The following is a 22,302-nucleotide window of genomic DNA, read 5'->3' on the forward strand; positions in this document are numbered from 1 at the left end:
TCCGCGGCGGATCCCCGGAAAGGAGGTGAACACCATGAAGAAGCGCACCGTCCAGAACGACAGCACCGCCGAGAGCGGCCGCTGGATGATCCACGCGGCCCCGGCCGCCCAGCGATGACACGAACGAACCGGATGTCGCTTCCCGGGGCCCGGAGCCGTGCCGGGCCCCGGGAGCGGCGCCGACTCGACCTGGAGGAACAGGCGATGAAGATCCTGCTCGTGAACATGCCGTGGGGGTCGATCGAGGTCCCCTCCCTCGCGCTGGGGATCCTGCGCACGGCCGCCGAGTCCGGTGGCCACGAGGTCCAGGTCCGGCACGCGAACCTGGACTTCGTCGACTGGGTCGTCGGGCGGACGGCGTTCGGCCTCGGCGACTACACCTACTACTCGACCTCCTCGTACTTCCAGGGCGCCGGCGACTGGGTCTTCTCCAGCGCCCTGTACGACCGGCCCGGCGACGTCGACGCCTTCTCGGCCTTCCTCGCCGCCAACGGCGCCGGGGCGGCGGAGATCGCCATGACCACCGCCCTGCACGGGCTCGCGCCGGAGTTCACGGCCCGGCTCGCCACCGACCTGGCCGGGGAACGGCCGGACGTGGTCGGCTTCACCACCACCTTCCAGCAGAACACCGCGAGCCTGGCCGCCGCCCGGCTGCTCAAGCGGCTGTCGCCGGGCACCCGCATCGTGTTCGGCGGCGCCAACTGCGACGGCGAGATGGGCGCGGCGCTGCACCGGAGCTTCCCGTTCGTCGACCACGTCGTCCGGGGCGAGGGGGAGACGGCGTTCCCGGCCCTGCTGGCCGCCCTCGCCGAGGACGACCCGGGGACCGCCGGGGCTTCCAGGACTTCCAGGACTTCCGCGGCTTCCGCGGCTTCCGGGGACGACACGCTCGCGGGCATCCCCGGACTCTGCTGGCGGGACGGCTCCGGCACCTCCCGGGCGAACCCGATGTCCCGCCGCCCGCTGGCGCCCGGCCAGATCCTGGCCCCCGCCTACGACGGCTTCTTCGAACGGCTGGACGCCTCCCCGGCGGCGCGCTGGGTGCAGCCGAAGCTGCTCGTCGAGGGCTCCCGCGGCTGCTGGTGGGGCGAGAAGCACCACTGCACCTTCTGCGGGCTCAACGGCTCGTTCATGGAGTTCCGCAGCAAGAGCCCCGACCGCTTCTACGACGAGGTGACCGGGCTGGCCGAGCGCCACCAGGTGCTGGACTTCGTGGTGGTCGACAACATCCTGGACATGGGCTACTTCGACACCGTGCTGCGCCGGCTGGCCGAGTCGGACCACGACATCCGGCTGCACTTCGAGGTGAAGTCCAACCTGCGCCGCCACCAGTTCCAGCTGCTCGGCGAGGCGGGCGCGGTGATGGTGCAGCCGGGGATCGAGAGCCTCAGCACCCCGGTGCTGCGGCTGATGGACAAGGGCGTGACCGGCTGCCAGAACGTCCGCGCGCTGCGCGACGCGCAGAGCGCCGGGGTCAGCTCCTGCTGGAACTACCTGTACGGCTTCCCCGGCGAGGCGGACCAGGACTACCGGGCGGTCATCCGCCAGATCCCGCTGCTGCACCACCTCGAACCGCCGGCCGGGGCGTCCCGGATCGCGATCGAGCGGTTCAGCCCGTACTTCGACAAGCCCGAACTCGGCTTCCCCGACCTGCGACCGGCCCAGCAGTACGCCGAGATCTACCGGCTGCCGGAGAACGAACTCACCGACCTGGCCTATCTGTTCTCCGCCGCGCCGCAGGGCATCGACGAGCCGCTGGCCGCCGAGCTGTCGGCGGCGATCGACACCTGGCACCAGCGGTACCCGGCGAGCCGCCTCACCTACCAGGACCTGGGCACCCGGATCGTGCTGCTCAGCCGCCGGCAGGCCTACGACTGGACGGTCCTCGAACTGTCCTCGCCCGAGCGGCTCGCCCTGTTCCGCCTGCTCGACCAGCCCCGCGGCCTCGCGACGCTGACGGCCAGGGCGGGCACCGACGAGCCCACCGTACGGGCGGTGCTGGACGACTGGATCCGGCGGGGCCTGGTCTTCCAGGAGAACGACACCTTCATCCAGGTGGCCGTCGAGGCCGGCAGCCAGGTGCTGTTCCGGCTGGACGACGCCCGGCCCGGCGAGGAGAAGTCCGCAGAGCAGAACGAGCAGCAGGAGGCACGCCATGCCGTCGCAGTTGGCTGAACCGCCGAGCCCGGCCATCACCGTCGAGGCCTGGCGCGACCACGACCCGGCCGCCCGGGCCCTGCCCGGCATGGCGCTGGGCCGGCTGGAGCTGGCCGACGCCGCCCGGCCGGACGCCGAACGCCTGTACCGCGCGGGTGCGCGGCACGTCCGCCTCCCGCACCCCGTCGACCTGTGCGCCGCGACGGCGGGCCCGGAGTCCGCGCGGGCCCTCCTGCTGCTGCGCGAACTGACCGGCCGCGGCCTCGCGGTGGACTGGGTCGCCCGCTGCGCCGACGGCTGCGCGGCGGACGGCGCCCTCGGCCACCTCTACCCGCCGAGCCGGATCGAGGGCGCGCCGCCGCAGGCCGCCGGGGCCTGGCGCGCCGGGTACTTCCCGGCCAGGTGCGTCTACCGGCACGGGCCTGGCTTCATCGAGGTCAGGGACCGCCGCTTCGGCCCGCTCGACCTGTTCACCATCGACGAGCCCCACTTCCTCACCGCCGTGGCCGGGTTGCTGGAGGGATCACCCACCGGCACCGTGCCCGACGACGTCCGCGCGGAGCTCGCCGACGCCCGGCTGATCGCCGAACACGTCGGCCGGCTCTGGTGGCTGCCGACCCGCCCCTACCGCTGGCCCCTCGGCTCGCTCGGCCTCTGACCCCGGCGCGCAGGCCCGCCCGGCCCTGCGCCGTCAGTCCAGGCTTCGCCACCCGACCCGGACACCCCGCCCCGCGAAGATCCTCAACTCCTTTTGCTTGCACTTGACTTGACGATGCATCAGGCTCAGGGGAAGGGGGCACCACCGGAGGGGGAACCGAACAGATGAGTCCAGGCCGTCGTCTTCGCCACGCCTGCGCCGTTCTCGGCCTGGCCACCGCCCTGTCGATCGGCGCCGGTGGGGTGTTTCCCGCCTCGGCCGCCGGCCCGGAGGGTGTCGTCCGGGGCGCCGGGTCGCCGAACGCCGTCCCGGGCAGCTACCTGGTCGTCCTCAAGGAGCAGGCCGGAGCGGGCGGTTCGCTCCGGAGCGCGGCCCAGGCGCTCGCCCGCTCGTACGGCGGAACGGTCCGGCGGACGTACGACGCGGCGCTGCACGGGTTCGCCGCCGACCTCTCCGCGCGGCAGGCCCGCCGGCTGGCGGCGGACCCGTCGGTCGCCCTGGTCTCGCAGAACCGCCGGGTGCGGGCCGACGACACCCAGCCCGATCCGGAGTCCTGGGGGCTGGACCGGATCGACCACCGGCGGCTCCCGCTCGACCGGCGGTACGACTACCCGGCCACGGCGGGCCGGGGCGTGACCGCGTACATCGTCGACACCGGCGTCCGGGTCACCCAGGAGGAGTTCGAGGGCCGGGCCTCCAACGGCTTCGACGCCATCGACGGGGACAACGTGGCGCAGGACGAGCACGGCCACGGCACCCATGTGGCCGGAACGGTGGCGGGCAGCACCTTCGGGGCCGCGAAGGCCGCGTCCATCGTCGCCGTCCGGGTCCTCGACGACAGCGGATACGGCACCACCGAGCAGGTCGTCGCCGGGATCGACTGGGTGACCGGGCACGCCGTCAAGCCGGCGGTGGTCAACCTGAGCCTGGGCGGCGAGCCGGACGAAGTCCTGGACGCGGCGGTACGCAACTCGATCGCCTCGGGCCTCACCTACGCCGTGGCCGCCGGGAACGACGGCACGGACGCCTCCCAGCACTCCCCCGCCCGGGTGCCCACCGCCCTGACGGTCGGGGCCACCGACCAGGACGACGTCCGCGCGTCCTTCTCCAACTACGGCCCGCTGGTGGACCTCTTCGCACCCGGCGTGGACATCGTCTCGGCCCTGAGCTGGGTCGACGTCGGCGGGATCGGCACCACCATGTCGGGCACCTCGATGGCCACCCCGCATGTGACCGCCGCGGCCGCACTCCACCTCGCCGCCCACCCGGCCGCCACCCCGGCCCAGGTGGCGGCGGCGCTCACCGCCGCGGCGACCACCGGCTCGGTCCAGGACGCGGGCCCCGGCTCGCCCGACCGGCTGCTCTACACCGGCACCGCGCCGGTGCGGGCGCCCGGGCCGCTCTTCACCAACGGCACCGACGTCGCCATCGACGGCACCGTCGAGTCCGCGATCACCGTCACCGGAGTGCCCGGGCACGCGCCCGCCGACCTGGACGTCCGCCTCGCCATCAAGCACGGCTGGCGCGGGGACCTCACGATCGACCTGATCGCCCCGGACGGCACGGCGTACCGGCTGCGGGACGAGGACATCGCGGACGGCCGCCCGGACCTCACCGCCCTCTACGGCATGGACGCCTCCGCCCGGACGGCCAACGGGGTGTGGAAGCTGCGGGCGACCGACCGCTACGGCTACTTCCCCGGCTTCATCGACAGCTGGTCCCTGCGGTTCTGACGGTCCCGCCCGGCCCCGACACCCGGGGCCGGGCGGGACCGCGCCCTCGCGACACTCCGCCCTCGCGACACTCCGCCCTCGCGACACTCCGACCGAATGCCAAAACCGCCGCGCCGAAGACGGGCGGCGGCGAAAAGTCGCCAAAAAACGCAGAAAGGCCGCTTCCACCGCTCTCGGCGGAAACGACCTCAGACCCGTGCGAACACCGGTCGAGACGGCGACCCCGCACCCCCACCGCTCCCCGCCCGGGCGATCCCTGTGTCCTTCCCGCCCTGAGGGCCGGGTGAGGGCTTCACGATCGCGAGCCGCGAAATCGGGTCTCCTGCTTCAAGTATCCCCATATCCACCTCCGCCCGGTCGACCTGCCGGCTATTGATCCCGGCACAATCCAGGATACTCCGCGCGGCCGCCATTCGGTCGGCCTTTCCGGCGCGGCACCGCGCACAACTCCACCGCGCACACTCCGCTGTGCGCAACGCACAGAAAACGGCCCACCCGCCACAATTCCTCCGCGCGATCCGGAAAGGCGCCCGACAACGGGCACCCGGCCCCGGCGGCCCACCGACGACCCGCGAACCCGCCATCCCTCCGGCACGGGACCCGTCGATCACAATGAGCGATGTGACGGATACACAGCGGGGCGACACTCACGGCGGCGAGCGGGAGAGCGGCGCGCCCAGCCCGTCCGCGCTGCTGCCGACCCTGGACGAGGAGCAGTTGCGGGTGCTGCGCCGGGTCGGCGAGCAGTGGGACCGGGTGGCGGGCGATCCCGAGGCATGGCAGCGCGCCCTGCCGGTCGACCCGGACCTGGGCCGCTACCCCACCGAGGTCCGGCCGGCCAGGTTCGGCCGGTTCGTGCCGATCCCCCCGCTCGACGGCGGGCCGGCCACCGCCGTCGAGGCGACCGAGGACGCCGATGCCGTCCCGTTCTCGCCGCTCGGCCGGGCCGGCTCCCGGCTGCGGCGCGCGCTGTTCGGGGCTCCGCTCAGGAGCACCGCGATCGCCCACGAGCGGATGCGCAAACTGGTGGCGCTGCCGGTGCTCTCCGCCGACGCGCTGTCCTCCGTCGCCTACGGCCCGGAGGCGATGCTGGCGGTCCTCGTCCTCGGCGGCGCGGCCGGGCTGCGCTACGCCCTGCCGGTCGCCGCGACCATCGCCTTCCTGATGCTGGCGGTGGGAGTGTCGTACCGTCAGACGATCCGCGCCTATCCGCACGGCGGCGGCTCGTACGTCGTCGCCGGCGACAACCTCGGCCGGCTGCCGGGGCTGGTGGCCGCCGCCGGGCTGATGACCGACTACATCCTGACCGTCGCCGTCTCGATCGCCGCGGGCGTCGAGGCGATCACCTCCGCGATCCCGTCCCTCACCCCCGACATCGTCCCGATCGGTGTCGGGGTGATCGCCCTGCTGCTCGCCGGCAACCTGCGCGGCATCCGGCAGGCGGGCGTGCTCTTCGCGGCCCCCACCTACGCCTTCATCGCCGCCGTCCTCGCCCTGGTCTGCGTCGGCCTCTACGACGCCGGCGGGCGTGGCTTCCACCCGACGCCGACGCCCGCGCTGACGGCGACCGAGGGCCTCGGCGTGCTGCTGGTGCTCCGGTCGTTCGCCTCCGGCTCCACCGCGATGACCGGCATCGAGGCGATCTCCAACGCCGTCCCGGCCTTCACCCCCGTCACCTGGCGCAACGCCCGGACCACGCTGACCTGGATGGTCGGCCTGCTGATCGCCATGTTCGCGGGCATCATCGCGCTGATCCGGCTCGACGGCATCGTGCCCAGCGGCACCGAGACGGTCCTCTCCCAACTCGCCCACCGCAGCTTCGGGAACGGGGTCCTGTACGTGCTCACGCAGGCGGCGACCGCGGCGATCCTGCTGCTCGCGGCGAACACCGCCTACAACGACTTCCCCCGGGTGCTGTTCCTGCTGGCCCGCGACCACCACGCGCCGCGGCTCTTCCTCCGGCTCGGCGACCGCCTCGCCTTCAGCAACGGGATCCTTCTGCTCTCGGCCGCGGCGACGCTGATCTTCGTCGCGTTCGGCGGCCGGACGGCACCGCTGATCCCGCTGTTCGCCGTCGGGGTCTTCCTCGCCTTCACGCTGTCGCAGGCCGGCATGGTGGTGCACTGGTGGCGCCTGCGCGACCGGCACTGGCGCAAGAGCCTGTTCTTCAACGCCACCGGCTGTCTGCTGTCGGCGGTCGTCTTCATCACCGCAGGGGTCACCAAGTTCACCGAGGGCGCCTGGGTCGCCGTGCTCGCCGTCGGGCTCTTCCTGTTCGTCGCCCTGCGCATCCGGCACCACTACGAGCAGGTCGCCGAGGCCGTCGCGCTGCATCCGCACGCCGTAGAGGTGCCCGGGCGGACCCTCGCCCCGCAGGCCGGCGGGCAGCCGGCCGAACCGGGCCCGCCGCGCGGAGCCGGCCCGGCGGCGGAGGGCGAGGAGGAGAACAGGGCGGCGGAGGACGAGGAGGCTCCCGAGGAGATCCGCCACCTGGCCGTCGTGCCGGTCGCCGCCCTGGACCTCCCCGGCATGCGCGCCCTGGCCTACGCCGCCTCCCTCCAGCAGCCCGTCCTGGCCGTCCACGTCAGTCCCACCGAGGAGGAGGCCGAGCGCTTCCGCGGGTACTGGCGGCTGTGGGGCGACCACCTGCCGCTGGAGGTCATGCTCTCCCCGTACCGCGCGATCGTCGCACCGCTCGTCAACTACCTGGAGGCCCTGCACCGCCAGCGCCCCGACGTCACCCTGACCGTCATCCTCCCGGAGCTCGTCGTCCGGCACTGGTGGCACCGCGTCCTGCACAACCAGCTCGCCGGGCGGCTGCGCCGGGCGCTGCGGAATCTCCCGAAGGTCGTGGTCACCACCGTCCCCTTCCATGTGCGGCCCCGGTCTGTCCGGCCGGGGCCGCACATGCCGAGGGGCCCGCACCGCGCGTGAACGCGGTACGGGCCCCTCGCCGCCGGGCGGGTGGCCCGGTGGAAAGCTCGCTGCCGAAAGGACTACAGCGGGCGGATGTTCTCGGCCTGCGGGCCCTTCTGGCCCTGGGTGAGGTCGAACTCGACCTTCTGGCCCTCAAGCAGCTCGCGGAAACCGCTCGCAGCGATGTTCGAGTAGTGGGCGAAGACGTCGGCGCCGCCGCCGTCCTGCTCGATGAAGCCGAAGCCCTTTTCCGCGTTGAACCACTTCACGGTGCCAGTAGCCATAATAATTTCTCCTTCAAAGGACTGTTCGAAATCCGCACTGTGCGGATATCGAGTCGCCGCGATGAGGACCCGTCCCGGGAAACGACCGGGAAACAAAAATGCGCCTGCGAGGCATCAGCAGGCGCACACAGAGTTCATGGGAACCAAAACTGCAACTACCACGACTGTAGCAGGGTTCGGGCCCGAACGGCGTTTTTCGTGCGCCGGCCGGGTAGGACGCGGGTTCGACCGCCACGGACCGTCACGGACCTCCGCCGGACCGCCACCGGGCTGCCGGCGGACCTCCGCGGGGCCCGCCGCCGGTGCCGGTGCGGGCCACGACCGCCCCCACCGGGTGCCGAAGACACGCCGAGCCGCCGAAAATCGATGCCCAGACACGGTCCAGAACCCCGAAGTTGGGCGCATACTGGCCAGGATGACGAAATCAACCTCACCCCGGCGCCCCCTACCCACCAGTCCCTTCCGCCCAACCCCTCCGGAGCCACTCAAAGAGTTCGCCGTCGGAGACCGGGTCTCCCATGACCAGTTCGGCCTGGGCCGGACCATCGCCGTCGAGGGCGACGGCCAGACCGCCGTCCTCGTCGACTTCGGCTCGCACCAGCAGCGCATCACCCAGCCCTACTCCAAGCTCTTCAAGCTCTAAGGCGCCTGCTACGGCAGGGGTGCCGAGGTCGTCGTGAACGGCCGGGACCCCGGGAGCGCACACGGCGCTTCCGGGGCCCCGGCCCGACCGGGTCTCAGGAGTGGGCTCCTCCCCGGGTCGAGACGGCGACGTACTGCACCCGCATCGGGTGACCGGGCTCCGTGGCCCGTCCTGCGGTCCCGCCGAGCGCGGCGGGCAGGTGGCCGCCGATCGCCACGTTCAGGATCAGGAACAGGCCGTGGTTCACCGCGCGGTCCCAGGTGGCCGCGTCCATCTGGGTGGCCGTCACCCGGTGGAACTCGCGCCCGTCGAGGTACCAGCGCACCTGTTCCGCGCCGGCCGTCAAGTCGACCTCCACCGCGTACGAGTGGAATCCCGTCCGGCAGTCGGGGCACGGCTGGTCCCCTGAACCGAGCCCCTGCGGCTCCTTGCAGGGCCCGCCGTCGAGCGTGCCGCAGTGCATCGTCCCGAAGACGGAGTCACGGCCGTTGACGGCCTCCATGATGTCCAGCTCGCCGATCGCCGGCCAGCCGGTGTAGCCGTCGCGCAGCGCGCCGCCGAGGGTCCAGAAGGCCGGCCAGTAGCCCGCCGCCGCGGGCCCGGTGACGTCGGGCAGGGCGATCGAGGCCTCGACCCGCATCACCCCTCCGGGCGGCGGCTTGAGGTCGGCCCGGCGGGACTCGATCCGGCCGGAGCTCCACTGACCGTTCTCCAGGGTGGGGACGATCTCCAGAACGCCCTTGCCGTCGAGACGGACATTGGCGGTCGAGTCCGTCATCGTCTCGATCTCGCCGGTGCCCCACTGGGCCGCCGGGCAGCCCGGGTAGCAGGTGCCCAGGTCGTACTGCCAGTTCTCGGCCGAGGGGCGGCTGCCCGCCGGGCCGTCGAAGTCGTCCCGCAGGACCGTGGTCCAGCCGTCGGCGCCCGGGGCGGTGCGCGCGGGCACCGCCCCGGCCTCGGTGAGCAGCCGCTCCAGCCGGGGGGTGAGGACGACGGCCGCGACGTTGGTCAGGTGCGCGTCGTCGCGGTACAGCAGGATGCGCTCCAGGACGGCCGGGCAGCTGCGGCCCGAGCCGGGGCAGATGACCGAGTTCACCTCGACCGTCCGCACGCCGGGCAGCCGGCCGGCCGCGATCGCCCCGGCGAGCGGGTCCGGCCACTGGGCTCGGCCGCGGTCGAACTCGCAGGCGGCCGGGTGGTCGGTGTGTCCGGAGACGCAGGCCGGGATGTCCGTTCCGGGGATCGGGGTGTCCTGGAGGTAGACGATCGGCACGCCGAGCGCGCGCAGCGGCGTCAGCGTCTTCTCCCAGGCCTCCAGCAGCAGTTGCTGGTCGTCGGTGTAGCGGTTGAGCGAGGCCACCGCGATCAGCTTGGGCTTGGGGCCGTTCTGCAGCCGGGCCAGGCTGTTCGCCCGCCAGGTGTCGCACTCCCGGTACGTCCGACCCAACTGCGGGTTGACCACGGTCAGTTCCGGCAGCGGGCAGCCCTGCTTGACCAACTCCTCCAGCGCCCAGTGGCGTTCTGCCGCGATGGCCAGCATCGGGGAGAACCACTGGCCGGCGTGCGAGTCGCCGAGCAGGACGATCCGGTCCGGGCTGCTGGTCACGCCGAACAGGCAGGCCGGGCTGGTGGTGCTCTCCGGGGCGACCTCGCACTCGCCGTCCGGCGGGAAGTCCTTGCGGGCCTGGACGGCGTCCGGGACGACCGGACCGCCCTTGAGCGGCCCTGCGGTCCTGGCCAGCAGGGAGGTGCCGTCGGGCGAGCCGGGCGGCAGGCCCTGCAGGTCGACCGGGGCGGCCGGCCCGAGCAGCCGGAGCGTCCCGGTGCCGACGACCAGCGCCAGCACCACCGGGATGACGACCGCCGCGAGGCCCAGCGAGAGGCCCCGCCTGGGGAGTTCGGAGACGGTGCGGTTACGGCGCAGCGGCTGCTCGATCCAGCGCAGCGCCGCCATCGCGGGCAGCGCGGCCGCCACGGTCAGCGCGGTCCTGGCCGGCCAGCCGAGCGTCCCGAGCCGGGCCTCGGCGAGCACGAGCACCGGCCAGTGCCACAGGTAGAGGTTGTAGGAGAGGCGGCCGACGGCGCGCGGGGCCCGGGTGCCGAGCAGCCGGGCCACCCCGAAGCCGCCGCCGTTCGCGGCGGGGGCGCCGTCGCGGTCGGGCGTGCCCGCCAGGACGACCAGGGCGGTGGCGAAGGTCGGGACCAGCGCCGCGTACCCCGGGTAGGGGGTGGTGGCGTCGTACCGGACGACGCACCAGACGATCGCCAGCGCTCCGGCCCAGCCGCAGAGCAGGCGCAGCGGGCGCGGTCCGCGCAGCCGGTGCCAGGGCAGCAGCGCGAGCAGCGCCCCCACCCCGAACTGCCAGCCCCGGGACGGCGTGCCGAGGTACGCCAGCGAGACGGAGCCGTGCGTCCAGTGCAGCGACAGGGCGAAGGAGCCGACGGTCAGCAGCACGGCGACGGCGGTCAGCGCGAGCCGGACGGCCCGCTCGCGGCGGACCGCCCGGACCGCGAGGAACACGACCAGGGCCAGCAGCGGGCCCCAGAAGAGGTAGAACTGCTCCTCCACGGCCAGCGACCAGAAGTGCAGCAGCGGGCTCGGGTCCCGCCCGGCCGCCAGGTAGTCGGTCTGCTGGGCGACGAAGCGCCAGTTGGCGGCGGACAGCGCCGCCGCGAGGACGTCGTACTCCAGGTCGGTGCGGCGCAGCGGGACGGTGAGCCAGGCGCCGGCCAGTGCGACGGCGGCGAGCACCACGGCGGCGGAGGGCAGCAGGCGGCGGGCCCGGCGGGAGAAGAACTCCCCCAGCCGGATCCGTCCGGTGGTGACCGCCTCGCGCAGCAGCAGGCCGGTGATCAGGTAGCCGGATATGACGAAGAAGATGTCCACGCCGACGAATCCGCCGGCCAGGCCGGGGAGGGAGGCGTGGAAGGCGAGCACCGCGAGCACCGCCACCGCGCGCAGGCCTTCGATGTCGGGGCGGAAGCCCGCGGAGCGGGGCGTCCGGCCCGGGGAGCCGGCGCCCGGGGAGCCGGCGCCCGGGGAGCCGGCGCCCCGGGAGCCGGAACCGCCGGGCGGGCGGCCGGGAATGGTGTAGGTCTCCGGACGAATCTCCGGAGCCACGGTCGAGTCCATCGGTGTGACGACCTTTCAACCCAGCCAGGGCAGCATCGGGCTGACCCAGCCGGAGGCGAGCAGGGCGGTGAGCACGAGAGTGGCGGTGGCGGCCAGCGCTTCGGGCCAGCGCCTGGGCAGCATGCCGCGACGGGCCTGGCGGGCGGCCCGCGCGTCGGCGCGTGCCGCGGCCCGGGCCGGGTCGGCGGGGCGCAGTTCGGCGACCAGGTCGCGGATCAGCGGGAGGCTGATCTGGCACTGCACCGCGAGGTACAGCCCGAGGCCCCAGTTGGGCAGCCAGCCGTTGCGGGCGACGGCCAGGGCGAGCCCGACGGCGGCGGCGCCCACGGAGACGCAGAGCCAGCCGAGCGAGACCAGGACGACCTGGCGGGCCAGGCCGCCGGGCTTGGCGCGGCCCGCGCCGGTGGGCACCCAGGCGGCGCTGCGGCCGCGCAGGGTGTGCCAGAAGGCGGCGCCGGCGGCCACGCTCATGAGGACGTTGGAGCGGATCACCTCGACCCGCCAGCGGGTCCGGCTGATCCGGGGCAGCAGGACGTGCCAGAGCCAGAGCGGGGCGAGCAGCGGGAGGACGTGCCAGGGCCGGATCTGGTCCGGGTACCAGAACATCATCACCAGCGGCGGCAGCGGGGCCGCGAAGATGTTGACGGCGGTGGTCAGGTAGCCGACGACGCCCTCGTAGAAGCAGAACCGCATCCGCCAGGGCGCGCGGATCCGCTTGAGGACGGGCGTGCCGAGCAGGTGCAGGTTGCCCATCGCCCAGCGGTACTGCTGGTTGACGAAGGACGCGAGGTTGTCGGGCGAGGTGCCCTTGGCGACCAGGACCGGCACGTAGAGGGTGCGGAACCCCTGCTCGTAGAGGGAGAGCCCGGTGAACAGGTCCTCGCTGTGGTCGAGTTTGGCGAAGCCGCCGGCGGCGTCGATCGCGGAGCGCCGGTAGACGGCGTTGCTGCCGCAGCAGATGGCGGCGTCGCTGGCGTCCCGGGAGGGCTGGATCCAGCGGAAGAACCACTCCTGGGCCGAACCGGCGGCGCGCTGGATCCAGCCCATCGTCTCGTCGGTGTCGAAGCACTGCGGGCTCTGCACGATGCCGATCCTGGGGTCGGCGAAGTACGGCACCAGGTGGCGCAGGAAGTCCGGCCGGGGCGCGAAGTCGGCGTCCAGGATGGCGATGTACTCGGCCTTGCTCCGGGTGAGCGCGTGGTTGAGGTTGCCGGCCTTCTTGAGGTGTCCGCGGTCGGGGCGGACGACGTACTCGAAGCCGTGCGCGGCCGCCAGTCCGGCGACCTCGGTGCGGTCGGCGTCGTCCAGGACCCAGACGGTCAGCGCGCCGGGCCAGTCGACGGCCGAGACCGCGCGGTAGGCGTTCTCCAGGACGTCGAGCGGCTCACCGCAGGTCGGCAGATAGAGGTCGACGGTCGGCAGTTCCGCCGGTTCCCAGGCGTTGACCAGCACCTCGTGCGACTGCCGGGTGAGCCGGCGCTGGCGCAGGCTGTTGACCGAGGACAGCGCGAGCGCGACGAGGTTGAGCACGAGGACGGCGAGAAAGGCCCACAGGGCCGGGGTCCGCAGCGAGAAGGTGAGCATGGTCGCCGCGGTGAACACGAAGGCGAGCGACGTGCAGATCAGCACCCAGCGGCGCTGTGGCCCGAAATACCAGTAGAGCTCCCGGTCGGAAGGTGGTTGAGGAAGGTGATGGATAGTCATGGGGCCCCCACAGCCGCGTGTCTGACAGCATCCTGGGGCCACCGTACCGCAATTGGTATAGACCATTGGACCATGGACCAGGGCCGGAAGTCCCCGGCACCGCGACCGCCCACACTCCGTGATCATTTCACCGTCCGGACCGGTGCCCGGCGGGAATCAGCAGGTCGCGCGGGGGTTAACAGTCGTCCAACTTCCCTGCGGGGCCGCCCTGCGGGCCGCAGCGGCGGGGCCGGGACCTGACGCTCGGTAATGAGCGGACAAGTCGTCAAAGCGGGTTCGTCCGGGGGGAGGCGGGCCGAGGACGGCGTGGCGGACCGGCATGCCCGGCACGGACCGGCCGGGCGGCGGCGACCGGGCGGCAGAACGCACCGACGGGTCCCCGATCCGGGTGCCGGGATCTCCCGCGCCGGGGAATTCGGCCGGGCGGCCCGCTGACGGAGGCGAGCGGGCGGGCCCGGGAGCAGCGGTTCGAGCGGACTCCGTGGTGGCCGTCGGCAGCAACCCCACGCTGCCGACCCGAGGGGGGGCACCTCCCGCCCCGAGGTCGTGCTCCCGGAGAGCTACGGCACGCACGGCAGCTGCATGTCGATCGTCCTCGAAGCGGCCTGAGCCGTTCGAGGACGGGGGCCGCGTGAGACCACACGGCCGACGGCCCCGGCCCGACGGGCCCCGGAATCCGGGACCGTCGGGCCGGGGCCGCCGTACGTGTGCGGGCGGTCGCACCCGCACACGGTCACTTCGCCGCGAAGGCCTTCTCGATGTCCTGGACGACCTTCTCGACCGCGATCGGGCCGGAGCTGCTGCTCCACACCTGGCCGTCCACGCCCGCGACCTGGCCGTTCCCGACGGCCTTCAGCCGGGTGAAGGCGTCCTGCTTGCGGGCGGCCTCCAGGGCCTTCTCGCCCTCGGCGTTGAGGGTGGCGACGAAGATGCGGTCGGCGTCGGCCTTGCCCAGGTTCTCCAGCGACAGCGGGTCGGAGTGCGGCTGGGCGCCCAGGCCGTCGGCGATCGGCAGGGTGGTGGCGCCGGCCTTCTTGAGCATGGCACCCGGCATGTTGGCCGAGTTCATCACGATCGGGCCGTTCGGCATCCATCGCATGACCACGGCGGAGCCGGTCTTCCCCTCGCCGGCCTTCTCGGCGCGCTTGTCCAGGGCGTCGAGCTTGGTGTCCAGGTCGGCCTTGTGGCCCAGCGCCTCGCCGTAGACATCGAGCACCGCCCGCCAGTCGCCGGCCTTGGGCACGACGGTGGGCGCCACCGCGGAGAGCTGGTCGTACTGGGACTTCTCGATCCCGGCGGCGGTCAGGATCAGGTCCGGCTTGGTGTTCAGGATGGCCTCGATGTTGGGCTCCTTCACCGTGGCGACCAGCGGGATGCTCGCGGCGTCCAGGTAGGCGGGCGCGGTGTTGCCGCCGCGACTGGCGCTGGTGCCCACGGGGGTGACACCCAGGGAGAGCGCGGTGTCCAGGGGGGTGTCGCCGAGGGCGACGACCCGCTTGGGCTCGGCGGGCACCTCCACCGCGCCGAAGGCGGTGGTGACGGAGCGGCGGCCGTCCTTGGCCGAGTCGCCACTGCCACCCGCGGAGTCCCCCGACCCTGAGGAGCCGCACGCGGTCAGGCCCAGGGAGAGGGCGCCGATCACGGCCGCGCCGAGGAGGGACTTCGTAAAGCGGGTGCCAAGCATGAGCGATCTCCGAGCAATGATAGTTTATGGACGAATCACTTGTGAGGTTAGCCTAACCATAGATCAGGCCCTGACGGGGAGGCCCGGTGTGACATTCCGATCAATCCTGCTGCGCGGTCTGCTGCCGGCCGGAGCGATACTGTTGGCCGCCGTTCTGGCGAGCCTGCTGCTCGGCGCCGGCGATGTCGGACCGTCCCGGGCCGCCGCCGCCCTGCTCGGCGGCGGCGACCCGGACTCCCGCTTCACCGTGTTCGACCTGCGACTGCCCCGCACCGCCGTGGCCCTCGCCGTCGGCGCCGCCCTCGGCGTAGCGGGCGCCGTCCTCCAGGCCGCCGCCCGCAACCCGCTGGCCGAACCGGGCCTGCTCGGGGTGAGCACCGGCGCCTCCTTCGCCGTGGTGGTGGCCATCGTGTCGGGCGCCAGCGCGGCCACCGTCGGCCCGTACGTCGCGGTGCTCGGCGCCGCCGCCGGCTGTCTGCTGGCCCTGGGCGCCGCCCGGCTGCGCGGCACCGGCGACGACCCGGTCCGGCTGGTCCTGGCCGGCGCCGCCTTCAGCGGACTGCTGACCGCCGGCTCCTCCGTCCTGCTGCTGGCCGACGCGCGGGCCGCCGACGAGATCCGCTTCTGGACCATCGGCTCGGTCGCCGGCCGCGGCACCGACCAACTCCTCTCCGTGCTGCCGATCCTGCTGCTCGGTCTGGTCCTGGCCGCGGCCGTCAGCCCGTCCCTGACCGCCCTCAGCCTCGGGGACGACGTCGCCACCGGCCTGGGCCACCGGCCCCGGCGGGCCCGCGCCCTCGCGATGACCGCCGTCGCCCTGCTGGTCGGCGCCGCCACCGCGGTGGCCGGCCCGGTCTCCTTCGTCGGTCTGGTCGTGCCCTTCGCCGCCCGCGCCCTGGTCGGCCCCGACCTGCGCCGCCTGCTCGCGGTGTCCGTCCTGCTGGGACCGGCCGTGGTGCTGGCCGCCGACGTCGCCTCCCGGCTGGTCGCCCGCCCCTACGAGATGCCCCTCGGCGTGATGACCGCCCTGTTCGGCGCACCCGTCCTGGTCGCCGTCGTCCGCTCGCACAGATTGCCCTCGCTGTGAAGACGCTCCCCGCCCCGGCCGCCCCCCGGCCGGCCGCCGTGTCCGCGCCACCCCCCGGCACCCGGCTGATCGGGGTGCGCGGCCACTCGGTCCTCGTCCCCGTCCGCGCGCTGCTCGGCTGCACCGCGCTGCTGGCCGTCGCCGTCGCCGTCACCGCCGTCTATCTGGCGGTCGGTGAGACCGTCCTCAACCCGCTGGACGCCCTGCGCGCGGCCTTCGGCAACGGCTCCCCCCGCGACGTGCTGGTGGTGGAGAAGCTGCGGCTGCCCCGCGCCGAGGCCGGACTGGCCGTCGGCGCCGCCCTCGGCGCCGCGGGCTGTCTGCTGCAGAGCCTCGCCCAGAACCGGCTGGCCACCCCGGACACCATCGGCCTCAACGACGGCGCCACCGCCTTCGCCGTCGCCTCGGTCACCGGCACCGCCACCCAGCTGCTGCCCTCCGCCGCCGCCCTCACCGGCGCCACCACCGCCGCGGTGCTCGCCCTCGCGCTCGGCGGCGGCGCGGGCCGCAACGGCTACCGCTTCCTGGTGGTCGGTCTCGGGATCGGCGCGGTCTTCGGCGCCGTCACCGACCTGATGCTCTCCCGGGCCGCGATCGACTCCGCCAACGCCGCCTTCGCCTGGACGGTGGGCACCCTCAACAGCCGCGACGCCGACGCCGTCGGCTACCTGGGCATCGGCCTGCTGGTCTGCCTGCCGGTGGCCGTGCTGCTCGGCCGCCGGCTGGCCCTGCTCCGGTTCTCCGAGGCCGTCGCCACCGGGCTGGGCGTCCGGGTCCGCGGCCTGCGGATCGCCGTCCTGCTCACCGCCGTGGTCTGCGCGGGGCTGGCCGTGGCCGTCGCCGGACCGCTCGGCATGATCGCCCTGGCCGCCCCCGAGGCCGCCCGCCGGATCGCCGGACCGCGCTGCGCGGTCCCGGTCCTCACCTCGGCCGCCGCGGGCGCCGTCCTCGTGCTGCTCGCCGACCTGATCGGCCGCACCGCCCTGGCGCCGCTGGAGGTGCCGGTCGGCCTGGTCACCGCCGTCGTGGGCGGCCCCTACCTGCTGTGGCTGCTGCTCACCACCCGTACCCGGAGGACCGCATGACCGCCCCCACCGCCACCGACGCCGCTGCCGCTCCGGGTGCTCCGGGTGCTCCGGGTGCTCCGGGCAGCACCGACAGCGGCACCGCCCCCCGGCTGGAGGCCAGCGCGCTCACCCTGGGCCACGACCGCACCACCGTGGTGCACGAACTCGACCTCCGGCTGCCGTCCCGGCAGGTGACCGTCATCGTCGGCCCCAACGGCTGCGGCAAGTCCACCCTGCTCAGTGGCCTGGCCCGCACCCTCGCCCCCCGCTCCGGCGCCGTCCTGCTGGACGGCAAGCCCCTGCCCTCGCTGTCCACCCGCGCGATCGCCCGCATCATCGGCCTGCTGCCGCAGTCCGCCACCGCCCCGGACGGGCTGACCGTCCGGGACCTGGTCCGCTACGGCCGCCAGCCGCACCAGGGGCTGCTGCGGCAGTGGTCCGCCGGCGACGCCGAGGCGGTGGAGCGCGCCCTGACCGCCGCCGACCTGCACGACCTGGCCGACCGCCCGCTGGACACCCTCTCCGGCGGGCAGCGGCAGCGCGCCTGGATCGCCATGGCCGTCGCCCAGGACACCGACATCCTGATGCTGGACGAACCCACCTCGGCCCTGGACATGGGCCACGCCCTGGAGGTGCTGGAGATGGTGCGCGGTCTGGCCGACCGCGGCCGCACCGTCATCCTCGTCCTGCACGACCTCACCACCGCCTGCCGCTACGCCGACCACATGGTCGCCATGCGCGACGGCCGGGTCGCGGCCCAGGGCGCGCCCCGCGACATCGTCACCCCCGACCTGGTGCGCGAGCTGTACGGGGTGGAGAGCGCGATCCTCACCGACCCGGTCCACGGCACACCCGTCGTCTGCCCCGTCGGCCTGGCCTCCCGCCCCACCGCCCCGACCGGCTGAGGGCCCGTCCGGCGGCGCCGTCCCGCTCCCCGCACAGCCCTGGCGATCTTGCCCGGGCTGTGCGGGGGCACCAGGGCGTGTCTGGCAATTCTCGGCGGATCAGCGTGCGGCGTTGGGGTGCGTGCATCGCAAGGCCGCCCCGCCCGCAGGCCGTGGCTGAGCCGGCGTGCCCGGAGCGGTGGGCAGGCCCCTCGGGCGAGGAGGGAGAGGCGCCCGTCCCCCACCGGGCCCCTCTCCCTCCTCTTGCCGGCTCCCGCCCTCTTGCCCGTGTCCGGCGCGCCCGGGCCCTGCGGAGCGGGGCGACGCGCACTCGCGGTGCGGGCCCCGGTCAGGCGCCGACGTAGGCCGCGAGGTGCTCGCCGGTGAGGGTGGAACGGGCGGCGACGAGGTCGGCGGGTGTGCCCTCGAAGACGATCCGGCCGCCGTCGTGACCGGCGCCGGGGCCGAGGTCGACGATCCAGTCGGCGTGCGCCATGACCGCCTGGTGGTGCTCGATGACGATGACCGACTTGCCGGAGTCGACGAGCCGGTCGAGCAGACCGAGCAGTTGCTCGACGTCGGCCAGGTGGAGGCCGGTGGTCGGCTCGTCGAGGACGTAGACGCCGCCCTTCTCGGTCATGTGGGTGGCCAGCTTGAGCCGCTGCCGCTCGCCGCCGGACAGCGTGGTGAGCGGCTGGCCGAGGCTGAGGTAGCCGAGCCCGACGTCGGCGAGCCGGCCGAGGATGGTGTGCGCGGCCGGCGTGCGCGCCTCGCCGGCGCCGAAGAACTCCTCGGCCTCGGTCACCGACATCGCGAGCACCTCGCTGATGTCGCGGCCCCCGAGGTGGTGGTCCAGCACCGACGCCTGGAACCGCTTCCCCTCGCACTCCTCGCAGACGGTGGCGACGCCGGCCATCATGGCCAGGTCGGTGTAGATGACACCGGCGCCGTTGCAACTGGGGCAGGCACCGGCGGAGTTGGCGCTGAACAGGGCCGGCTTCACACCGTTGGCCTTCGCGAACGCCTTGCGGATCGGGTCGAGCAGCCCGGTGTACGTCGCCGGGTTGCTCCGCCGCGAGCCGCGGATCGCGCCCTGGTCGACCGACACCACACCCGCGCCGGCCGGCCCCGAACCGCTGGCCGGCGACCCATTGGCCAGCGACCCGTGCACGAGCGAGCTCTTGCCGGAGCCGGCGACACCGGTCACCACGACAAGCACCCCGAGCGGTATGTCGATGTCGACGTCGCGCAGGTTGTGCGTCGTCGCGCCGCGGATCTCCAGCGTGCCGGTGGGCTTGCGCACCGTCTCCTTGAAGACGGCCCGGTCGTCGAGATGGCGGCCGGTGAGGGTGCCGCTGGCCCGCAGCCCCTCCACGGTGCCCTCGAAGCAGACGGAGCCGCCCGCCGCACCGGCGCCGGGACCGAGGTCGACGACATGGTCGGCGATCGCGATCGTCTCCGGCTTGTGCTCCACGACGAGCACCGTGTTGCCCTTGTCCCGCAGCCGCAGCAGCAGGGCGTTCATCCGCTGGATGTCATGGGGGTGCAGGCCCGTGGTGGGCTCGTCGAAGACGTAGGTCACATCGGTCAGCGAGGAGCCGAGGTGGCGGATCATCTTGACGCGCTGCGCCTCGCCGCCCGACAGCGTGCCCGACGGCCGGTCCAGCGAGAGGTAACCCAGCCCGATCTCCACGAACGAGTCGAGGGTCTGCTGCAAGGTGGCGAGCAGCGGCGCCACCGACGGCTCGTCGAGGCCGCAGACCCAGGTGGCGAGGTCGCTGATCTGCATCGCGCACGCGTCGGCGATGCCGACCCCGCCGATCAGCGACGACCGGGCCGCCTCGCTGAGCCGGGTGCCGCCGCACTCGGGGCAGGCCGTGAAGGTGACCGCCCGGTCCACGAACGCCCGGATGTGCGGCTGCATCGCCTCCCGGTCCTTGGCGAGGAATGACTTCTGGATCTTGGGTATCAGCCCCTCGTAGGTGAGGTTGATGCCGTTGACCTTCACCTTGGTCGGCTCGCGGTGGAGGAAGTCCCGCAGCTCGGTCTCGGTGTAGTCGCGGATCGGCTTCTTCGGGTCGAAGAAGCCCGACTCGGTGAAGATCCGCACGGTCCAGTGGCCGTCCGTGGTGTAGCCGGGGACGGTGATCGCGCCCTCGGCGAGCGACTTGGAGTCGTCGAAGAGCTGGGTGAGGTCGATGTCGGAGACGGTGCCCCGGCCTTCGCAGCGCGGACACATGCCGCCGGTGCGGGTGAAGGTCTGCTTCACGGTCTTGGCGGCCCCGCGTTCGACCGTGATCGCACCGCTCGCCCGGACCGAGGGGACGTTGAAGGCGAACGCGCCGGGCGAGCCGATGTGCGGCTGCCCGAGCCGGCTGAAGAGGATACGCAGCATCGCGTTGGCATCGGTGGCGGTGCCGACCGTGGAGCGGGGGTCGGCGCCCATCCGCTGCTGGTCGACGATGATCGCGGTGGTCAGCCCTTCGAGCACGTCGACCTCGGGCCGCGCCAGCGTCGGCATGAAGCCCTGCACGAAGGTGCTGTAGGTCTCGTTGATCAGCCGCTGCGACTCCGCGGCGATCGTGTCGAACACCAGGGAGCTCTTGCCCGAGCCGGAGACGCCGGTGAACACCGTCAGCCGGCGCTTCGGGAGCTCGACGCTGAGGTCCTTGAGGTTGTTCTCGCGCGCACCGTGCACGCGGATCAGATCGTGGCTGTCGGCACCGTGCAGCACAGGCGACTGCGGGTCCGTCCTCGTGGCCCTGCTCATCGTCTCTCCCTCTCTTACGCTCTCTTGCGCGAGGCCGCCTTCGCGGCTCCGTCGGCGTCGCCCGGCTCGATCCGGCCGGCTTCGCGCAGTACGTTCTTCTCCCCCGGCGGCGCGGTCGCGGCGGCGGTCCGCCGGCTGTCCGATCGGCGGTGGCGGCCGGCGGGGTCGGCCAGGGGTGGCGCGACCCCGGTCGGCTGACGCCGGCCGGGGTCGCTCCCAGCACAAGAACCAGGGCATCCACGCCTTCGGTCCGTGGCCCCTCCGGCGCCGACCACGCGGCGCGGGGTCCGCCGCAAGGGTAACGCCCGGTTCCCGGGGCCGGAGCCTACTGCTTGCGCGGCTGGCTGAAGCGAAGCATGTTACCGGAGGGGTCGCGGAAGGCGCAGTCGCGGACGCCGTACGGCTGGTCGATCGGCTCCTGCAGCACCTCGCCGCCCGCGGCGCTGATGCGCTCGAAGGTGGCGTCGCAGTCGTCGGTGCTGAAGATGACGCCGCGCAGCAGGCCCTTCGCCAGCAGCTCCGCCATGACGGCCTTGTCGGCGGACGAGGCGTTCGGGTTCGCGAGGGGCGGTTCGAGGACGATGTCCACATCGGGCTGCGACGGTGCGCCGACGGTCACCCAGCGCATCCCCTCGAACTTGACGTCGTTGCGCACCTCCAGGCCGAGAACGTCCCGGTAGAAGGCGAGCGCCCGGTCGTGGTCGTCAACGGCGATGAAGCACTGTGAAAGTCTGATGTTCATGCGCTTCACGCTACGGGCGGGGCACGCGTTTCGCTTCTCCATTCCTGACCGGTCGTGTGTGGATCTTGGCGATGCAGGCCGGGATGGCGGCGCCCTCGTCATGGCTGCGGGCCCGGTACGAGCTCGGGCTCTCGCCGACCAACTCGGTGAACCGCGAGCTGAACGACCCCAGCGATGTACAGCCGACCGCGAAGCAGACCTCCGTCACCGACAGGTCGCCGCGCCGCAGCAGCGCCTTGGCCCGCTCGATCCGGCGCGTCATCAGGTAGCTGTACGGCGTCTCCCCGAAGGCGGCGCGGAAGCTGCGGGAGAAATGGCCCGGCGACATGAGGGCGGTACGCGCCAGCGCCGGAACGTCGAGCGGCTCCGCGTAGTCACGGTCGATCAGGTCACGGGCCCGGCGCAACCGGACAAGGTCCTCCAACGTCACACACCCACCATCCCACAGCGGCCGTGCCCTGCGCGTGATGCCGTAAATACACAGCAATACACGGCCGTAAACGCAGAGAACCCCCACCCGGAATCGGGTGGGGGTTCTCTGGAATAATTGTTCGGCGGCGTCCTACTCTCCCACAGGGTCCCCCCTGCAGTACCATCGGCGCTGTGAGGCTTAGCTTCCGGGTTCGGAATGTAACCGGGCGTTTCCCTCACGCTATGACCACCGAAACACTATGAAACTGTCAACCGACCACACCGGAACAGGCATGGGGTCGTTGTTTCAGAACAACACAGTGGACGCGAGCAACTGAGGACAAGCCCTCGGCCTATTAGTACCGGTCAACTCCACCCCTCACAGGGCTTCCATATCCGGCCTATCAACCCAGTCGTCTACTGGGAGCC

15 protein-coding genes and 1 rRNA gene are annotated in these 22,302 nt (G+C 73.0%); 8 read left to right on the forward strand and 8 right to left on the reverse strand.

The features are described 5' to 3' along the window. Window positions 1–204: 204 nt before the first annotated feature. From ACIP82_RS03130 to ACIP82_RS03145, 4 genes are all read left to right on the forward strand, one after another. Window positions 205–2,175 carry a RiPP maturation radical SAM C-methyltransferase gene (locus tag ACIP82_RS03130; RefSeq protein ID WP_400650247.1) on the forward strand — a complete coding sequence of 657 codons (1,971 nt, stop codon included), beginning with the start codon at window positions 205–207 and terminating at the stop codon, window positions 2,173–2,175. Beyond that, entirely contained in the window at window positions 2,156–2,815 is a 660-nt protein-coding gene (locus ACIP82_RS03135; protein WP_400650249.1) for a DUF5825 family protein, read from the forward strand. The genes ACIP82_RS03130 and ACIP82_RS03135 overlap by 20 nt, the downstream gene beginning before the upstream one ends. A gap of 164 nt (window positions 2,816–2,979) precedes the next feature. Further along, window positions 2,980–4,548: a S8 family peptidase gene (locus tag ACIP82_RS03140; RefSeq protein ID WP_400650252.1), complete on the forward strand. Its 1,569-nt coding sequence runs from the start codon at window positions 2,980–2,982 to the stop codon at window positions 4,546–4,548. Window positions 4,549–5,562: 1,014 nt separating this feature from the next. Next, complete coding sequence (locus tag ACIP82_RS03145) at window positions 5,563–7,482, forward strand: APC family permease (RefSeq protein WP_400650345.1); 1,920 nt, start codon at window positions 5,563–5,565, stop codon at window positions 7,480–7,482. Between the two features lie 62 nt (window positions 7,483–7,544). Here the strand turns inward: ACIP82_RS03145 and ACIP82_RS03150 are convergent, their stop codons facing one another. Further along, window positions 7,545–7,748 carry a cold-shock protein gene (locus ACIP82_RS03150; RefSeq protein ID WP_363604223.1) on the reverse strand — a complete coding sequence of 68 codons (204 nt, stop codon included), beginning with the start codon at window positions 7,746–7,748 and terminating at the stop codon, window positions 7,545–7,547. Window positions 7,749–8,163: 415 nt separating this feature from the next. Between ACIP82_RS03150 and ACIP82_RS03155 the strand changes: the two genes are divergently transcribed. Continuing rightward, window positions 8,164–8,391 (forward strand): hypothetical protein, encoded by a 228-nt coding sequence (locus ACIP82_RS03155; RefSeq protein WP_363604221.1) that lies wholly within the window; start codon window positions 8,164–8,166, stop codon window positions 8,389–8,391. Between the two features lie 94 nt (window positions 8,392–8,485). On the opposite strand, the gene ACIP82_RS03160 is transcribed toward ACIP82_RS03155, so the two are convergent. The 3 genes from ACIP82_RS03160 to ACIP82_RS03170 all read right to left on the reverse strand — a co-directional run bounded on the left by ACIP82_RS03160 (window position 8,486) and on the right by ACIP82_RS03170 (window position 14,912). Then, the gene (locus ACIP82_RS03160) at window positions 8,486–11,524 is read right to left on the reverse strand and encodes an acyltransferase family protein (protein ID WP_400650257.1); all 3,039 of its coding nucleotides are present in this window, start codon (window positions 11,522–11,524) and stop codon (window positions 8,486–8,488) included. Window positions 11,525–11,539: 15 nt separating this feature from the next. Beyond that, window positions 11,540–13,228, reverse strand: coding sequence for a glycosyltransferase family 2 protein (locus tag ACIP82_RS03165; protein ID WP_400650259.1), 1,689 nt, complete (start codon window positions 13,226–13,228; stop codon window positions 11,540–11,542). Window positions 13,229–13,961: 733 nt separating this feature from the next. After that, window positions 13,962–14,912, reverse strand: a complete 951-nt coding sequence (locus ACIP82_RS03170) for an ABC transporter substrate-binding protein (protein ID WP_363604217.1) — start codon at window positions 14,910–14,912, stop codon at window positions 13,962–13,964. An 88-nt stretch (window positions 14,913–15,000) separates the two neighbouring features. On the opposite strand from ACIP82_RS03170, the gene ACIP82_RS03175 reads away from it, so the two are divergent. From ACIP82_RS03175 to ACIP82_RS03185, 3 genes are read left to right on the forward strand one after another with little or no spacing between them, the layout of a single operon-like run. Continuing rightward, the gene (locus ACIP82_RS03175; RefSeq protein ID WP_363604216.1) at window positions 15,001–15,999 is read left to right on the forward strand and encodes an iron ABC transporter permease; all 999 of its coding nucleotides are present in this window, start codon (window positions 15,001–15,003) and stop codon (window positions 15,997–15,999) included. Then, window positions 15,996–17,084 (forward strand): iron ABC transporter permease, encoded by a 1,089-nt coding sequence (locus ACIP82_RS03180; RefSeq protein WP_363604214.1) that lies wholly within the window; start codon window positions 15,996–15,998, stop codon window positions 17,082–17,084. Before ACIP82_RS03175 ends, ACIP82_RS03180 begins: the two co-directional genes overlap by 4 nt. After that, window positions 17,081–17,971: an ABC transporter ATP-binding protein gene (locus tag ACIP82_RS03185; protein WP_400650264.1), complete on the forward strand. Its 891-nt coding sequence runs from the start codon at window positions 17,081–17,083 to the stop codon at window positions 17,969–17,971. Before ACIP82_RS03180 ends, ACIP82_RS03185 begins: the two co-directional genes overlap by 4 nt. Before the next feature lie 328 nt (window positions 17,972–18,299). Here the strand turns inward: ACIP82_RS03185 and ACIP82_RS03190 are convergent, their stop codons facing one another. The 4 genes from ACIP82_RS03190 to rrf all read right to left on the reverse strand — a co-directional run bounded on the left by ACIP82_RS03190 (window position 18,300) and on the right by rrf (window position 22,128). Continuing rightward, window positions 18,300–20,720 (reverse strand): ATP-binding cassette domain-containing protein, encoded by a 2,421-nt coding sequence (locus ACIP82_RS03190; protein ID WP_400650266.1) that lies wholly within the window; start codon window positions 20,718–20,720, stop codon window positions 18,300–18,302. Between the two features lie 325 nt (window positions 20,721–21,045). Further along, a complete protein-coding gene (locus ACIP82_RS03195; RefSeq protein ID WP_363604209.1) occupies window positions 21,046–21,462 on the reverse strand; it encodes a VOC family protein in 417 nt (138 codons plus the stop codon). Window positions 21,463–21,472: 10 nt separating this feature from the next. Next, window positions 21,473–21,892, reverse strand: a complete 420-nt coding sequence (locus ACIP82_RS03200) for a helix-turn-helix transcriptional regulator (RefSeq protein ID WP_363604207.1) — start codon at window positions 21,890–21,892, stop codon at window positions 21,473–21,475. 119 nt (window positions 21,893–22,011) lie between these two features. After that, window positions 22,012–22,128: ribosomal RNA gene (gene rrf / locus ACIP82_RS03205) — 5S ribosomal RNA — on the reverse strand. Between the last annotated feature and the right edge of the window lie 174 nt (window positions 22,129–22,302).

It is taken from the genome of Kitasatospora sp. NPDC088548 (genome assembly GCF_044753005.1).
In the GTDB taxonomy this organism is placed as follows: Bacteria; Actinomycetota; Actinomycetes; order Streptomycetales; family Streptomycetaceae; genus Kitasatospora.

Excerpts from the sequence above, each read along its gene's own strand:
- ACIP82_RS03130 (WP_400650247.1), top strand. The coding sequence starts at position 205 with ATGAAGATCCTGCTCGTGAACATGCCGTGGGGGTCGATCGAGGTCCCC.
- ACIP82_RS03135 (WP_400650249.1), top strand. The coding sequence starts at position 2,156 with ATGCCGTCGCAGTTGGCTGAACCGCCGAGCCCGGCCATCACCGTCGAG.
- ACIP82_RS03140 (WP_400650252.1), top strand. The coding sequence starts at position 2,980 with ATGAGTCCAGGCCGTCGTCTTCGCCACGCCTGCGCCGTTCTCGGCCTG.
- ACIP82_RS03145 (WP_400650345.1), top strand. The coding sequence starts at position 5,563 with ATGCGCAAACTGGTGGCGCTGCCGGTGCTCTCCGCCGACGCGCTGTCC.
- ACIP82_RS03150 (WP_363604223.1), bottom strand. The coding sequence starts at position 7,748 with ATGGCTACTGGCACCGTGAAGTGGTTCAACGCGGAAAAGGGCTTCGGC.
- ACIP82_RS03155 (WP_363604221.1), top strand. The coding sequence starts at position 8,164 with ATGACGAAATCAACCTCACCCCGGCGCCCCCTACCCACCAGTCCCTTC.
- ACIP82_RS03160 (WP_400650257.1), bottom strand. The coding sequence starts at position 11,524 with ATGGACTCGACCGTGGCTCCGGAGATTCGTCCGGAGACCTACACCATT.
- ACIP82_RS03165 (WP_400650259.1), bottom strand. The coding sequence starts at position 13,228 with ATGACTATCCATCACCTTCCTCAACCACCTTCCGACCGGGAGCTCTAC.
- ACIP82_RS03170 (WP_363604217.1), bottom strand. The coding sequence starts at position 14,912 with ATGCTTGGCACCCGCTTTACGAAGTCCCTCCTCGGCGCGGCCGTGATC.
- ACIP82_RS03185 (WP_400650264.1), top strand. The coding sequence starts at position 17,081 with ATGACCGCCCCCACCGCCACCGACGCCGCTGCCGCTCCGGGTGCTCCG.
- ACIP82_RS03190 (WP_400650266.1), bottom strand. The coding sequence starts at position 20,720 with ATGAGCAGGGCCACGAGGACGGACCCGCAGTCGCCTGTGCTGCACGGT.
- ACIP82_RS03195 (WP_363604209.1), bottom strand. The coding sequence starts at position 21,462 with ATGAACATCAGACTTTCACAGTGCTTCATCGCCGTTGACGACCACGAC.